This is a genomic window from Sporomusa termitida, from assembly GCF_007641255.1.
GTDB classification, from domain to species: Bacteria; Bacillota; Negativicutes; order Sporomusales; family Sporomusaceae; genus Sporomusa; species Sporomusa termitida.
In genome coordinates, this window is record NZ_CP036259.1 from 4,130,420 (window position 1) to 4,145,796 (window position 15,377).

Genomic DNA, 15,377 nt, shown 5'->3' on the forward strand with positions numbered 1-15,377 from the left:
AGGTAAAATTACCACCGGTAAAAAAGGGCTACAACCCTAACGACCTTATCCTTTTGTTATAAAGCAACCCGTTACTCGCAGGTATCTGACATCAGATAGCTTATGCTCACAGCCATGAACATTTTCCTTTTCCGTAGATTTTTAACCGTTTTTTTGTTGCTTGCCTGTATATAGAGTGTTTTTTAAAACGCCGTTGCTGGCAACTGCAATACCGGTTTATTCCCTGATCAAACAAAAGGATTGCTTCCAGCACACCACCTGCAATCGCCAGGGCCTTATCGGAAATGGTAAAACAATGTTCCCGGCAGCAACGGGGATCAATATCCCCAATTTTCATACGGGTGAATACCTGAAGACCATTGTGGAGCAAACCACGGAGAGTACCGGCGATGGGGGCGAACACAGGCTGGCCATTAACATAGCCAACAATATCGCCGGCGTTTACCTGCTCGCCAATTGTCTGTACGCCTTGAAAAATGCCATCGGCACCTGCCCGCAGAACACGTTCGGCAGTATAGCCGCCAATATTGCCGGGAATCCCGGTATTGGGCAGTGCGGGCCGGTCGGTCAGCACCCGGCCCAAATTGTGACCGCGCATGGTTTCGATAACAGCGTGAACATCCCGGCCGGGGATAAAGCCAGGGCCGACGCCAATGACAACCGGCGCATGACTGCGTAATGTGCCGGTATTTTTTTTCGCGATAATGGCATCAACTACAATCCGGGGTCCCAGAGCAGCAATAGAACTCCGGTCCGGATCGACCAGTACAGGAATCTGGCGCCGATGTAAGGTTGCCGCCACTTCGGGCAGACCAACCCGCACAGCCGTAATACCTTCTACTTCCGCCCTGCCGTCGTAAATAGCCTGGGCAAAGGCGACCGTACGGCGTACTACTGTCGGCTGGGCAAGTTCAGTCATGACAATGGAGAAACCACTGCGAAACAAACGATAGGCTATGCCTGTGGCAATGTCGCCGGCACCTCTGATAACAACGAGCCGGCTGGCCGGTATCTTGGCAATAAACGTCAAATTCAAGCACCTCCTCTTGGCAGGTTACGCCCTGACTACCCGGCCATCGTGAGCCGGCAAGCAAGGGACTTTCATTTTAGGTGGCAATAATATTGGTTTCCGCATTTTCATCATAAGCTAGTGCCTAGTGCCTTGGCAAAGTTAGATGTTGGTTTTAGGGCGAGACAAAATGGTAAAGGGCAAGGAAGCACCGACGACGCATACTGGCAGGGGTCTGCCAGGAGGGGCTGACGCCGCCATTTGCCATTTTGGCCGTCATCATACTAAAAAGCTAATGTTGGTCAAGCTGCTGATGGCAAGTCGCAATGCCGCCCGACAGCCAGCTCGGCCAACAGTTGCATAGCATACGCGGCAGCCTGCGCAATAATCGCATTTGGCTGGACTCAGAATCCATCCTGTTGGCGGCGGCTACAGACTGTCTAGCTGCAGAATGGCTGCCAAACTGGTTGACTCAACCTCTTAAACATGAATCGCAAGTATCATGCCACTATTCTCTAGTCGCCAGAAAAAGACGAAACCATCTGGAAAACCAGCATTTCAGGAATTAGTTTAGCCTCATTTCCCTAGTCATAGCCAAGCAAAGACTTATTTCAATTATGGAATATACTTTCAAAAAAATCCTACCCGACCGCGCTTTACTTATATTTCATTTATGCAATAGTTTTTCAAAACTGCAATCATTCACACGCGAAATGCGGGGACGGGCGGAAGCGTGGGACGTTCATTTTGCTTCGCAAAAAACCGGAATAAGCACCCGAAGCTAAACAATGCCCTCGGTAATATACAGAATGGTTACAGCCACAGGTAAAAAAAAGGGTTACCCGCAGTAACCCCTCAGACCCTATAAAACACCGGTTCTGGTAACTATGATTTAAGCGACTCCTCTTGGCAGGGTACTCCCTGACTACCCCGGCCATTGTGGGCCGGCAAGCGAGCAATTTTCACTCTAGGTAGCAATAATATTGTTTTCCCGCATTTTCCGCCACAAAGTAGTATTGCTGATGCCAAGCCGCTGGGCTGTACGACAGCGGATATTCCGTTCCTGCTGCAGCACGCGCAAAATGGCCTGCTTCTCTGCTTCCCGCAAAACGGCTGTCAGATTATCCGCATTACTGCCTTTATAATCATTTCGGTGCATTAACGAAGGATAAAACTTCGTGGGAAGATGATGAACCTCCAGCGTATCTTCTTCGGCATGCACCATATTCAGTGCACTTTCAATACAATTTTGCAATTCCCGAATGTTGCCTGACCACGGGTAATTCTCGAAACTATCATAGACTGCCTGCGCTACCCGGCTAATGTTTTTTCCTAACACCGGGTTGTATTTGCCAATAAAATACCTGGCTAACAGCGGGATATCCCCGTCCCGCTCTTTCAACGAAGGAACGCGGAGCTCAACTACATTAATCCGGTAGTACAGATCCTCACGAAAACGCTTTTCTTCTATTAACTGGGATAAATTCTTGTTAGTGGAGGAGATAATGCGCACGTTGACAGGAATGGGTTTGGTACTGCCGATGCGGGTAACTTCACGTTCCTGAATGACCCTGAGCAGCTTGGCCTGCAACTCCCAGTCCATTTCACTGATTTCATCCAGAAAAACTGTTCCCATATCAGCCGCCTCAAAAACGCCGATATTGCCGTGCTTTTTGGCCCCGGTAAAAGAGCCGTCCGCATAGCCAAATAAATTTGCTTCAATTAAGGTTGGCGGCAGAGCGCCGCAATTAATCGCGATAAAAGGGTTATTGCGCCGGTCGCTGAGGTTATGTATAGCCTGGGCAAACAATTCTTTACCGGTGCCGGTGGCACCATAAATCAACACGGAGGAAATCCCCTGGGCCACATAATTTACGATAGTTTTGCATTTTTTGATGGCTTCGCTTTCCCCGATAATATCAGACAGATTATATCTGGCATACTGAAATTTCTTTACCTCTGCCAGCAATTTCTGTTTTTGTGATACCATCATTTCATTATTGAAGCCCAGCCCGTAGTTCTCAGTGATGGGAATACGTACCGCCGTTACGCCCTGCATAGTGATAGATTCACCGATCACCGGCTTCTGCGTCTGCATGGCTTCATAAGCGGCCTGACTGACTTTGCCAATTAGCTTCTCACTTTTCTTACCGGTGTAATCAGCTGTCTCCAGCCGCCGGCCACTGTGATCAAACAATACGGCATCTCCACCCGCTACCCGCGCAATCATAGGCAACGCTTTCGACAGTGCTTCCCGCAGTTTCGTGTCCCGCTCCACCCGCTCCACATTACTGCAGCAAAGTATATACTCACCAATCGGCAGAGCCCAGGCTTCCGCTTCCGTCACAAATTGGGAGGGCCCAACTACCGGCATTTGCCGCTCCCCGGCCTGTCTGGCAATTTCGTATACTTCTCCCTGATACTGCCTTATTTCACGTCCATGTGAATCAACACTTTTCAGCCTTCGTCCCAGTCGGTCGGTAACAGTGGCAAATCCGCCTGTAGTACGGGCAATAAAATCCAAAGCCAGACACAGTTGATCCAAAAATTTGTTATTACCCATTATTGCACCCGCCCTAACTGTTCTTTCCATAAGTGTATGTTCAACCAGTACAATCCCCCGTAAATGCCACCTGTGGGAATGATGCCGAATACACCCGTTTATATATATTTGGCCGCGATTAACTAAACCAGTTGCTTACCCTATAGTATATGTGTAAACTGTATGTTAAAAAAGTGAATTTTTATAATGTACTGTTGCAAAAAAATCATGTAATGCGGGAAAAGGAAGTGATTGATTTGACAATTTGGAAATACCAGGTTTTCAGTGCTATTGTCGCCTCGGGCAGTATGGCAAAAGCGGCCGAATTGCTGAATTTATCACAATCCGGGGTCAGTCATGCCCTGGCCAGTCTGGAAGGCGAATTCGGGTTTCCCTTGCTGACCAGGGATCGTTCCGGTATCAGCCTGACCAGCAATGGCACACAGGTGTTGCCGCATATCCGGCAAATTCTGCATTACAACGAACGGCTGAAGCAGGAGCTTGCAGCTATCGCCGGCCTGACTGCCGGCACAGTGCGGATTGGGACATTTACCAGTGTTTCTATGCAATGGCTGCCCGAAATCATTACCCAGTTCCACCACTGTTATCCGGCCATAACCATCGAATTATTGGATGGCAATTATGATGAAATTGAGGAATGGATAAAAAATGGTTCCGTTGATTTTGGCTTTGTTTCGCTGCCAACTATGAAATTGTATGAAATCATTCCTTTAAAAAAAGACAGGCTGCTGTGTATTCTCCCGCCCCATCATCCGCTGCGGCAGCAAAGCATGATTACTTTTGCTGATATTAAAGAGGAGCCGTTTATCGCCACGAAATGGGGCAGTTATGATGAAATAAAGCGGCTTGTAAATGAGCATAACGTGAAACTCAAGATACAATATGAAGTAACAGAAGCCCGGGCTATTATCACCATGGTGAAAAACGGTTTAGGTATCAGTATTCTTCCCGAAATGACCCTGTTACGGGCAGTAGACACTGTTTATACTGTCGGCCTGGAACACGCTCCCGCCCGGACAATAGGTATTGCCGCACTGTCGATAAAAAATAGTTCCCCCGCGGCCAGAAAGTTTATTGATTCTACCAAAGTCTGGTTGACCAAACACCACTTGATGGATTTTTAGCCACCACCTAATCCACAACATCAATATTCAGTTTGCGGGCAGCTGCCCGGGCTTCCGCCACCGACGGCACGGCCTCTTTGATAATCAGGCGCCTGCCGCCTCTGCTTAACACAGTAATCATTGAATTCTTGCCTGTCGCATAAATTGTAACCCGCTGCACTTGCGGTTCATTGGTCTCCGCAATTTCTATCTTTAGGCCGGAGTTAAGCACCTGGTTCATAATGTCCCGGTATAACCCGGCATTGTCGTTGGCGGCGCCATGTACCGCCGCCATAAGGATGCCGGGAATATTAATTCCCCGTCTGGCAAACAGCTCCGGATACAACTCGATTTTCACGCCGGTAATCTCGCCTTGCGCCAATTCATGGGCAATTCTCGCCGTATTGGCCGGCAATCCCACAGCCTGGCTGCTGCCGCCAACAACCGCGTCGCCAAAAGGCTTGATGATGGAATTGGCCTGATCTGCCAGAATACGGGCCTCCGTCCGGGCCTGGGCGAGCACAGTGTGGATACGCGCAGTATCGCGCGCTTTTATGGCCGGTTTAATGTATTGTTCCACAGCCTCATTGGTGTTGAAAAACGGTTCCATATAACGGCTAACGATTGGTACAACCTCCCTGGCTGACAACGGATGAACCGCAGCCGCCATAGCAATCATGACATCAGGCGGCACGCTTACAGGGATGGTTGTCTTGACTACCAGATTGGCTGCCAAATGGCCCATCAATATTCCGCCGCCTAGATGCGTCGCGCACAGGCCGGAGACCATAGCCCGCGGCGTACAGGGATTGGCAATAGTGGGTGACAGGGCCAGCGTTACGGCCTGACCTACCTGATGGGGAGTGGCCTCCAGCATCTCGGCAATCACCGCCGCCGTAGCGGCCGCACCGGCACCAAAGCCCTCCATATTGCAGCCGGTGGATGATTTGCCGGCCCGGAAAATACAACCGATTTTTACCATCAAGGCCACCAACCGGGCTGTCTCCTGTTGGTCCTCCAGCATATCCAGCAGCGTTTTTACCACTCCGGTATACGTACAGGCGTCACCGGTGCCGGCACAGGGCATAAGACCCACCACATGATTGCCGACTTGGGCGCTAAGGGTATACTTCAATGCCTTATTGATAAACTGGTCGTCAATTAAACATACTTCTTCATCTGCCAGATCCTGTCCCACGGTTCCCATCAGCAAACTTTTGCCGGAAGTCAGGCCGATTTCCATCGCATACAGGTTGTGGCTGAAGGCTGCCAAAACGGAAGAGGTCACTTCTTCCCGGCTCATTTTATTGACTGCCATGGCTTCTTCGATAACGATGTCACTGACCCGCACCTTCAGCTCGTTCGCCAAATCAATGCATTCCTCCAGGGTCAGACCGCCGAGGGTATATTCCTTGTGCCGCACTACCTCACAAAACTTATCCATATATTATGCCTCCTGTCCACGCCAACCCGAAACGCTCGCCACAAGCACGTCCGCACCTTCAGCCCTAACACTGACTCCGGCCCGGGCACTGCCGCCGCTGCCGCCTGCATATACCGCCGCACCACCTGCCGCTCTTCCCTTGGCGGCAATTAACAACCGGTTCCCTGACTGCCGCTTTAGCCGCCAGGGTCTGTAAGCTGTTTCGGATGTAACCACAGACTATGCCTAAGATTTAGCGTATGGCAGCCCGCTGCCGGCTCTGGCCAGAGCCGCAGCGGGCAACCGCCTATACAAATAAACCGTTGCGATAAGCCGTTAAGTAGTCCCCGCAATACTCATCCTGATCCAACAAGGCTCGGGCCGCATAAATAACCCCCATCATGCCTTTGTCGGTCGGATTCAAAATATAGCCATCCATTCCCAGAGCCATCGTTTGCACCACAAATAACCGGTTCAAAGTTTTACGGGCAGGCAAGCCAAAGGATATATTGCTCAGACCGCAGGCAAAATGCACTTGCGGATACTGTTTTTTAATCAGTTGAATCGTCTCTAACACTTCTATGCCCGCCCCGCTGACAACGCTGATTGGTTTTACCAGCGGATCAAAATGAATGTCGCCGGCAGGAACACCGGCTGCCGTAAGCTTGGCATAAAGACTGTTTACTGCCCGCATCCGGTCTTCTGCGGAATTGGGCATCCCGGTATCATCCATACACAGGGCCACAATTTTGGCTTTATAAGCAAGGACCAAGGGCAGGACTTCAGCAAACCGTTCTTTTTCATCCGTAATAGAGTTAATCATCGGCTGACCATATTTGGCAAGTGCCAGGCCGGTTGCCAGGGCCCGTGGATTCGGACTGTCAATACATAGCGGGGCTTCCACGTCGTCCTGAATGGTGTTGACCAGCCATTCCATAATTTCCACTTCATTATGGACTTTGTTGCCGCAGTTTACGTCCAAATAGGTAGCGCCTGCTTCCATCTGGGCCAGCGCCACCCGTTTGATGCACGCGGCATCCCTATTGTCAACAGCCTCGCTGATTTCCTTGCGGCTGGTATTGATCAGCTCACCGATAATAATCATAGTGTCCCTCCTTGTGGTAATGAATTGTAGCGCTTATTCTAGCCAACAGCTAGGGGTAAAGAATAGCCGGGAAAGAAGTTCACCGCCTTTCCCGGCGTACTTGCCGTTCAGGGTTGCTTATTCTCAGGCAATCATCTGCACGGCGATTTCCTTAGCAGCGATGGCATCGGCACAATACGCATCAGCGCTGATTTCATCGGCAAATTCCTGGGAAATGGGGGCGCCGCCGACTAAAATCTTGACTTTGTCCCTGAGCCCCGCCGCGCTGATGGCGTTAATGGTATCTTTCATGGCCATCATTGTCGTGGTCAGCAGTGCCGATAAGCCGATAAAGTGCGGTTCATGCTCTTTAATGGCATCGACAAACCGTTGCGGCGAGACATCCACGCCAAGATCAATAACTTTAAAGGAGGAGCTTTCCAAAATCAGTGTCACCAGATTTTTACCAATATCATGAAGATCGCCGGCCACTGTGCCGATAACAAAAGTGGCGGCCTGTCTCGTACCGGCATTATCATCCCCCAGCAAAGGTTTAAGCAATTCCATACCGTTGCCCAGTGCCTTTGCTGCCCGCAGCACCTCAGGCACAAACATTTCTCCAGCCTTAAACTTGGGCGCCACGATATCCATACCGCCAAGCAAGCCCTTATTAATAATTTCGTCGACATTGGCCCCGCTGTCAACCAAACTCTGCGTAATTGCTTTAACGCTTTTGATGTCTCCTTTAAATACGGCTTCCGCTAATTTATTGAATTCACTCATTATTAAATTCCTCCTGATATAGTTAGTCTTCATAGTAAATCGCTTCGGCTTTTTCCAAAGCTCCGTAAAATTCATCAAGCACTTCTTTATCGGTCTCTTTTGTCATGTAGCTGACCACTACCATCAGTACGGCCGCAGCCAGCATACCGAATACCCCGTACCAACTGTCGCCCAGGCCATACCGATAAGTAAGAATTACACCGATTACACCCGCGACAGAAGCAATCACGGCGGCCGGTGCGGTGGCCCGCCGCCAGTACAGTGCGGCAACAAGTACCGGAAACATCGGCATGACCAGGGCAATCGCAAACATAATCAAGGTCCACATCAAATCAGGCGGATTCAGGGCCAGCCATAAGGCGGCCAAGCCTAAAGCGACAACGGCCAGCCGGGCCATGGTGATATGAACGCCGGGGCTGACTTGCAGCTTTAGCAACCGGTTGAGAATATCCTCCGAGATGATGGAGCCGGCTACCAGCAGGTGAGAGGTCGCAGCCGACAACCCCTTGGCCAGCGTGCCCCAGATAAATACAGCCATGAGCACGGCGGCAAAGGTGGCGGCCTGAGGCGAAATAATTTTGGTGATCAACATGGGGATAACCAGCTCTGTGTCGCCGCCTTTCAAGCCCGGTACCAAGGCAATGGCCGCGAAACCGATAAACATGGTGCCGGTCCACACAATAACCTGCAGAATCGGCTGGCAAAACATCAGTCTGCGCTGGCCTGCCATATCCTTGCCAAAATATCCGGCCCGGATGAAAACGTCAGGCAGCATGATAGTCCAGCCGATGGCGCAGGCAATAGGATAACCGAAGCGGGCGGAGTATGGCACCCATTGTTCCGGCCCGGGATAAGAAAACCAGGAATTGGTATTTTGCCAGACACTGGCTACCGCCTCGAAGATATCACCGCCAAAACCATAGGCAATCGCGCTGATGCCAATCGACCATAAGGCTGCCATAAAGATCCAGGCCTGAACGGTAGCCGCCCAGGCCACCGATTTTACACCGCCAAACGGAATAAACAGCAGTGCTGTCACACCGACAAAGACGACCGCACTGGTCTCAGAGATAGCACCCTGAGTGGCAACTGCAGCCGCTTTGCCGCAGGCAATATAGATGGCCGCAGCGTAAGGCATGGACACACAAAAGAAAACAATAGCCAGTACCAGCCGCAAGGTTGGACTCCGGAAACGGTCAACAAAGATGTCGGCCTGCGTGGTGTAATTCCTTTGGGTATTCAATAACCACACTTTATTCATTACAAAATAGGTGAGTACCGGGAACAGTGGAATATAGCTCAGCTCGGACATAAAATACCCAAAACCGCCACGATAATAACCACCCGGTCCGGCAAAGAAAACCCAGGTGCTCATAAGAGCGCCGATATAGGTCATGCACAATACAAACCAGTTGATGGTGTTGCCGGCCGTGTAAAAATGCCGGGCTGATTTATTTTTTTCACTCCACCAGGTATAAATCCCGAAGGCTATGAGCGCTCCCATGTAGATAATATATAACGCCCAGGTTGTCGTAGCGGATAACACTTACATCCCCTCCCTGGAACTGGAATCGGTATTGCTGACGATAGCGCCATCCGGTTGCGGGGTAATCTGTCTCAGCCGCCTTTGCCTGCTAAGTACCGCCATACCGCCATACACAACAATCCACAGCGGTATAATGGTCAGTGCGCCATGCCAGAGGGCGGCATTTGCGTTGCCATAGGCAGGGAGCCCCGGTATATTGTACAGGGTAAAGAATAATACAGTGAGTCCCAGCCACCATTTTTCCGTCTTTTTATACCGTTTTTTCACACTTGTCCCTCCTTTTACTACTGCCCGCCAAGGGAACAACAATATCGCAACCGCTTATTTACCCACAAGCTGCAGGTCGGCCTGCTTGATAATTTCATCCATCTGCCGCAGTATTTCACTGGGTATAGCGATCGGCTCATAGTTTTCTTTTATGGTTTGGTAAACATCTTTGGCCCGCGCCAGCATGTCCTTGCTGCCGGCTTTTACCCAGTTGGGGCGGGAGTCGCGGTTAAAGGTCGGCAATCGCAGCGAATCACGGAAATGATCAAACGTATGATCCATATCAACAAAAGATTCTTTGCCGGTTAATCCCATGATTTCCTGCCAGGCCATCATCTCATCACTGATTTCTAAACCACCCAGCATTTTTTCCGTCATGGCAAAAATGTCATTGTCAATAATGAGCTGCAGCGGACTAATGGTTTTTGCCACCTCCAGCTGCCCGGCGCCGCCCAGCACCGAGGCACCCGCCAGGGCCAGCATATGTGTAAGGGAAGTTCTTTCCGCCATGCACTGGCCGTCCAGGACAAAGCTGTCTGTCCCGCTGCCGTAACTATGGGCGGGAATGTTGTAGCCCTCTTCAAACAACTGTATGGCTGCCATCCGCCCCAAGGTTGTTTCAATCGGCGATTGCAGGGTATAGGTTGTCAGCATATCCATGGCAAACAGCAGCGGCGTGGCAATAACAGGCAGTCCCGGAGTAATGAGCTGAGCCATAATAATCTGGGCCATCACTTCGGCAGCCGACAAAAGCGCTATTCCCTGCGGGGTAACCGGCGCATTGGCCCCGGCCGCCGGCAGGGAGCAAGGCTGGATGGGTACTCCGTACAGGCAGCTTTGGTAGAGAGCTTCCATATCCATATATTTGAACTGGAACGGGGGAACCGAACAGGTAATAAAACTGATAATCGGCCTTTTTCTTAACTGCTCCTTGCCGCCGGCCCGGGCCGCAGCCAAATCCAGCAGGTATTTAACATTGGCTGCTTCGTAAGGCTGTACCCAAATATGTTTCTTGCTATGTTCCAATACCGCCCGGAGCGTGTGAATATCTATGGCTTCCCCCGGAACCGATTTGCCGGAGGTGGAGGGCAGCGCGCAAAAGTGGATAGTATCCAGGGAATTAACCAGCTGTATCCATTCGATTACCTCTGCAATCGTAATATTGTGATAATCGCCATTTTCTGTAAGGTAGTTCATGCCGCCGGTGCAGGTCCTGGTATAGAACTTACCGTCAGGCAGAGGAAAAGTTAAGTCATATTGGGGGTCCGGAGCTGCCAGGGTAAACTGTTTTGGTATACTTTGCAGGGCTTTGGCAATTACAGCTTTCGGAAACCTTACAGCACCTGAGGCCGTTTCCACTTCAGCCCCGGCATTTTGTAAGATTTCCATAACCTGCAGATGGTCAATTTTAACGCCTTTAGTCGATAAAAGGGTTTCGACTTTCTCTTTCATGACTTCGATTTCATTTGGAGTCAGAATTTTTGTGGTAAGTATTCGGGCCATTCTATTAATACCTCCTAAAAGTTTTGTCAAGCATGCCGACTTATTTTTTAATATTACATCGATCATGCCAAAAAAGGTTCTGACAATAACCAATCCCGGGATAAAAGACTGCCAAAAATAGCCTGCGATCATACCTCCCCTGCTTTTTACCTCAAAAACTTTTTTAATGGCAGCTTATCGGATGCTACTTCATTGCAACCCCCCTGTCATACAGTCCCAGCTTAATGAGCAGCAACTGCTACTAATGCAGATACCTTTTACCAATTGTTTGCCGTCAACATAAAAACTTTGACAAAACTCTATAAAGCAATATCTGTGCCAACCAGTTATTTCCCGGCATCGTCAGAAGCAGGCCGTCCCTTTTATCTTGACAGATACACCAAAGATACCCGGTTATTTGTAGTCGCCTGAGTGTATGTCCAGGTAGATTTGTCTGCCAAATTATGCTTTTACAGCTTTGGATTGTACAAATAAATTTGTACAATCCGGATAAATACATTTGTCCATAGAGAACAAACTTACCGCTAATACGCCTGCAAAAAACTATTTTTATTATTGTGATTATTTTGCTTTTTCAGGATGCACAAAATAAATATAAACCCATTATTTAAATGACATTTTTTATACACACCAGGTTTGTACAATACGAATTTGAACATACAACAAAAAAAAAACGTTCAGGCGGCTCCCGGCAGGTTGCCCTAAACGAATTCAATAAACAGTAATTTTTCAATATTGAAAGAATATTGGCGGTATAACAACAGCAATTGAGTAAAATCAGGCAATTGCGGCACTTTCAAGAGTGAAAGGATATTACATTCTTGAAAGTGCCGCACCTGCCGGGACTGAATTTTAATGTAAACCGACTGTATTCCAAACGCCTTTTTGTACAAGAATGAGTCATAGGGAAAAGGGATCCAGGCTTGATTTATGGAAAAATTTGCGTTGTTTCTCTATATCTTTCATCAGAAAAAATAAGTCAATTCCCTGAATGCTTGCATATTCTTGTGCCAATGGGTATAATATAGAAAAAGGACTGACGTGCGCTAACACGCCAGCCCACAGGCTGTCTAACCGGAAAACGGTTAGCCCAATATTTTTAGCTTTTTGAGATAGCCGCACACTTGAGCACAGGGGCGGCTATTTCTTTTTGGTCGTGACTAATACCATGAGAGTTGCAAATGCGATCGCAAATGTCAATGCCTCATAAATCGTCATTTTGACCACCCCCTTCCTAAAAAGGAAGGGGCTAACCGTCCCCGAACAGCCTGTACGCTTATTATAACATATTGTCCCAGATCGAACAGAAAATATTTAGGGAAGCAGGGGGACGTTCTTTTTGCTTCGTAAAAATTGAAATAAATAACGAAGCAAAATGAGCGTCCCCTTGCTTCCCCTAGCCTTTTATAAATCATTAAGAAATTATGCTGATTAACCTTTGTTTTTCTTGTTCTAGTCATACAACACCACTTTAAGTGGTGGCTTGTTATTAGCCCTGTAAGGGCTGATTACTTGCTACGCCTAAAAGGCGGGTATCGCAAGCGTTGTTACATCGGCCTCTGAAAGAGGCTCTTTTAGTTTTTTTCTTCTTTTTTGCCTCTTCCTGTTGTTCCTGGATATGCAGGATATGGGATCAGTAAAATAAGTCAATTTCTAAACAACTCAAGCCTGACCCCGACTTCCCCCGCCTATTCGGCGGTTGGCAGGCCCGTAGTTTAAATTCCTCTATGAGCGATAGCGACCGCAAAAAATCCCCAATGGTTTAGCGGGTTTGCAGCCTATACTTTTAGAAATTTTGCGTCAAACCTCCGGTTTTGCAAATTACCTATAATACATTATCAGCAGGGTCTGGTGTATCAGTTAAAATAGTTCTATTTAGCTTATTGCCATCTGGTAAAGTATATACTACTACAAAATCCTACTACAAAATCAATCTTATTATCAATAACTGGCCGCAGCTCTCCTAATAATTTGTGGATATGGGGGTCAGGCTTGACTTATAGAAAAATTTGCGTTATTTTCCTTATATCTTTCATCAATAAAAATAAGTCAATTTCCAAACAACTCAAGCCTGACCCCGGCTTTTCCTGCTTCCTTTACTTTGCTGTATATACCTGCTTCCCCGGAAAAATTGCCTGGCGGCCCGCTGATCTGCACTTGCAATTCCCCGCAAACAGGCTATAATTAGAAATAGGTGGAAATTAAAGTCGCCGCGACCTGAAAGTGTAACCAGCACTTCCAGGCCCGCGCAAGGTGCAGAGACACCTACACGTAACAGCAAGCTGTCCACGACGACATGTCTATTATACACCGGGCGTCCGCCGCTGCACAAGCGGGAGAGGCACGGTTATAAAAGGCTGTTGCCGCCGGCGCCGGGCTGTGAGTGCGACCAGACGCAGCAGAACATTTATTCTCTCCTCACTAGCCATTATCGGCAGCAGGCCAGCCTGACCTCCGGGTCTGACCCGCTTTGCTGTCCAGGCCGGCTTTGTCCGGCTTATTGGGTATTGAGGCTTTAGCAACCGTCGAAGCCAAGCGCATGTGTAGGGTAACAACCTCGCATGCGCTTTTGATTTCCCCTGTAAAAGCTGGCGGCAGGGCTGCCCGGCAGCCTCCTGCCCAGCCTTACTATAGGGGGGATACATATGTCTCACGAAAAAACACCCCGGCTCAGGCCAACGGTCCACGCTGCCGGCCTGGCCCCGGGCGTCAGGCATCAGGCCGGGGGCGCAGACGCTGTGCTAAAAAGTGTCTTAGACCAGGCTTTTGACCAGTACGTCTTTACCAGAGTCGACCATATCCTCAGACTGGCCGAGGCGAAGGATGACGGCTACCGGCAAACGGTTCGGGATGCCAGTGACGCCCTGGACCGGCTGCTGGCCCTGGCCCGCAAGCTGAAGGCCCAGCACCCGGAAATGCTCGATTTGGTCATGGATTTCGAGGCCTGGGCGGGGCTGGAGTCCGGGAAGACGGCGGAAATTGCCTACAGACAAGGGCTCCGGGACAGCAGCCAGCTCCGCCAGGAGTTCATGACCTACCTCCAGCAGCAGGCTGATGGCAGCACCAACGGCCCAGCCCGAGGGAGAAGCCCTGTTTAGCTGGCAACTACGCCAAATGTTATATGCTCAAACAGGCTTTGACACCGACTATTATTATCCATCAGCCTGACAAGGGTGAAGCGCGGGGATGTTCATTTTGCTTCGCAAAAAACGAAATAAACAACGAAGCAAAATGTTATGTCCCTGCGCTTCACCTAGCAATGTCAACAACTTCGTCCCCGTGACAGTGGATTATGCCCAGTCCCTGGGGCAACCGGCAGAGGCCCAGACAATCCACTTGTAATCAGAAAGCTGTTATTTTACTGCAGCCGGTCCAAGGCCAGCATCAGGCCGTGGATCAGGGCCTGCGGCCGCGGCGGGCAGCCGGGCACATAGATATCGACAGGAACAATGGCGTCAACAGCCCCGCGGATTGCATAGCTGTCGCCGAACACCTGGCCGCTGGCGGCACAGGCCCCGACGGCCATGACCAGTTTCGGCCGGGGTGTGGCTTCATAGGTCATCTGCAAGGCCTGGGTTGAATTCCGGGTAACAACCCCTGTTACCATTAGCAGGTCGGCGTGGCGCGGTGAAGCCACAAAATCAATGCCATACTGCTGGATGTCATAAATCGGATTACAGAGATGGGCCAGCTCGAAATCGCAGGCATTACAGGAACCGATATCAACATGTCTGACATGCAGGGAGCGGCCTAACACGGCCCGGATTTTCCCTTTCAATTCCGGCGCCGTGTCTGCGGCCAGCGCGCCCCCCAGCCTCGCCAGTTTATAGTTGCCGGTCTGTTTAAAACAGGCAGTCTCGCAGGTCTCAACACAAAGCCCGCAAAACACACAGGCCTTTTGGTCAATGCTAATCGCGCCCGGAGCCACCTTAACGGCCCCGGCCGGACAGGCAGCGGCACATTTCTTACAGGCATTGCAATTAGAAGACTGTACCAGCACCTCGCCCCGGGAGCGCCGGGGCGGCAACGCCGTTTCCCAGTCTTCCGTAACTGTACCGGTAGTTATTATTGTCCGTAATACATTTAACATGTCTAT

General features: G+C 49.8%; 12 protein-coding genes. 2 read left to right on the forward strand and 10 right to left on the reverse strand.

The window, feature by feature from the left end; all coding sequences use genetic code 11:
* Window positions 1-106: 106 nt before the first annotated feature.
* Window positions 107-1,030 (reverse strand): selenium-dependent molybdenum cofactor biosynthesis protein YqeB, encoded by a 924-nt coding sequence (gene yqeB / locus SPTER_RS19320; protein WP_246105366.1) that lies wholly within the window; start codon window positions 1,028-1,030, stop codon window positions 107-109.
* A 946-nt stretch (window positions 1,031-1,976) separates the two neighbouring features.
* Entirely contained in the window at window positions 1,977-3,572 is a 1,596-nt protein-coding gene (locus SPTER_RS19325) for a sigma-54 interaction domain-containing protein (RefSeq protein WP_144351889.1), read from the reverse strand.
* Between the two features lie 149 nt (window positions 3,573-3,721).
* On the opposite strand from SPTER_RS19325, the gene SPTER_RS19330 reads away from it, so the two are divergent.
* Window positions 3,722-4,696 (forward strand): LysR family transcriptional regulator, encoded by a 975-nt coding sequence (locus SPTER_RS19330; RefSeq protein ID WP_246105367.1) that lies wholly within the window; start codon window positions 3,722-3,724, stop codon window positions 4,694-4,696.
* Window positions 4,697-4,703: 7 nt separating this feature from the next.
* On the opposite strand, the gene SPTER_RS19335 is transcribed toward SPTER_RS19330, so the two are convergent.
* From SPTER_RS19335 to SPTER_RS19365, 7 genes are all read right to left on the reverse strand, one after another.
* The gene (locus SPTER_RS19335; protein ID WP_144351890.1) at window positions 4,704-6,119 is read right to left on the reverse strand and encodes a serine dehydratase; all 1,416 of its coding nucleotides are present in this window, start codon (window positions 6,117-6,119) and stop codon (window positions 4,704-4,706) included.
* Between the two features lie 3 nt (window positions 6,120-6,122).
* On the reverse strand, window positions 6,123-6,335 hold the full coding sequence (locus SPTER_RS19340) for a hypothetical protein (RefSeq protein ID WP_144351891.1): 213 nt from the start codon (window positions 6,333-6,335) through the stop codon (window positions 6,123-6,125).
* Window positions 6,336-6,405: 70 nt separating this feature from the next.
* A complete protein-coding gene (locus SPTER_RS19345) occupies window positions 6,406-7,203 on the reverse strand; it encodes a methyltetrahydrofolate cobalamin methyltransferase (RefSeq protein WP_144351892.1) in 798 nt (265 codons plus the stop codon).
* Window positions 7,204-7,326: 123 nt separating this feature from the next.
* On the reverse strand, window positions 7,327-7,965 hold the full coding sequence (locus SPTER_RS19350; protein ID WP_144351893.1) for a cobalamin B12-binding domain-containing protein: 639 nt from the start codon (window positions 7,963-7,965) through the stop codon (window positions 7,327-7,329).
* 22 nt (window positions 7,966-7,987) lie between these two features.
* Window positions 7,988-9,511 carry a sodium:solute symporter family protein gene (locus tag SPTER_RS19355; RefSeq protein WP_144351894.1) on the reverse strand — a complete coding sequence of 508 codons (1,524 nt, stop codon included), beginning with the start codon at window positions 9,509-9,511 and terminating at the stop codon, window positions 7,988-7,990.
* Entirely contained in the window at window positions 9,512-9,778 is a 267-nt protein-coding gene (locus SPTER_RS19360; protein ID WP_211367331.1) for a hypothetical protein, read from the reverse strand.
* Between the two features lie 54 nt (window positions 9,779-9,832).
* The gene (locus SPTER_RS19365) at window positions 9,833-11,281 is read right to left on the reverse strand and encodes a trimethylamine methyltransferase family protein (protein WP_170233334.1); all 1,449 of its coding nucleotides are present in this window, start codon (window positions 11,279-11,281) and stop codon (window positions 9,833-9,835) included.
* Between the two features lie 2,645 nt (window positions 11,282-13,926).
* On the opposite strand from SPTER_RS19365, the gene SPTER_RS19375 reads away from it, so the two are divergent.
* On the forward strand, window positions 13,927-14,379 hold the full coding sequence (locus SPTER_RS19375) for a hypothetical protein (RefSeq protein ID WP_144351896.1): 453 nt from the start codon (window positions 13,927-13,929) through the stop codon (window positions 14,377-14,379).
* Window positions 14,380-14,639: 260 nt separating this feature from the next.
* Here the strand turns inward: SPTER_RS19375 and nuoB are convergent, their stop codons facing one another.
* The gene (nuoB, locus tag SPTER_RS19380) at window positions 14,640-15,371 is read right to left on the reverse strand and encodes an NADH-quinone oxidoreductase subunit NuoB (protein ID WP_144351897.1); all 732 of its coding nucleotides are present in this window, start codon (window positions 15,369-15,371) and stop codon (window positions 14,640-14,642) included.
* Between the last annotated feature and the right edge of the window lie 6 nt (window positions 15,372-15,377).

Bases quoted from the DNA above. Each gene is read 5' to 3' on its own strand.
- SPTER_RS19375 (WP_144351896.1), top strand. From the start codon at position 13,927: ATGTCTCACGAAAAAACACCCCGGCTCAGGCCAACGGTCCACGCTGCC.
- nuoB (WP_144351897.1), bottom strand. From the start codon at position 15,371: ATGTTAAATGTATTACGGACAATAATAACTACCGGTACAGTTACGGAA.
- SPTER_RS19335 (WP_144351890.1), bottom strand. From the start codon at position 6,119: ATGGATAAGTTTTGTGAGGTAGTGCGGCACAAGGAATATACCCTCGGC.
- SPTER_RS19325 (WP_144351889.1), bottom strand. From the start codon at position 3,572: ATGGGTAATAACAAATTTTTGGATCAACTGTGTCTGGCTTTGGATTTT.
- SPTER_RS19330 (WP_246105367.1), top strand. From the start codon at position 3,722: ATGTGTAAACTGTATGTTAAAAAAGTGAATTTTTATAATGTACTGTTG.
- SPTER_RS19365 (WP_170233334.1), bottom strand. From the start codon at position 11,281: ATGGCCCGAATACTTACCACAAAAATTCTGACTCCAAATGAAATCGAA.
- SPTER_RS19345 (WP_144351892.1), bottom strand. From the start codon at position 7,203: ATGATTATTATCGGTGAGCTGATCAATACCAGCCGCAAGGAAATCAGC.
- SPTER_RS19350 (WP_144351893.1), bottom strand. From the start codon at position 7,965: ATGAGTGAATTCAATAAATTAGCGGAAGCCGTATTTAAAGGAGACATC.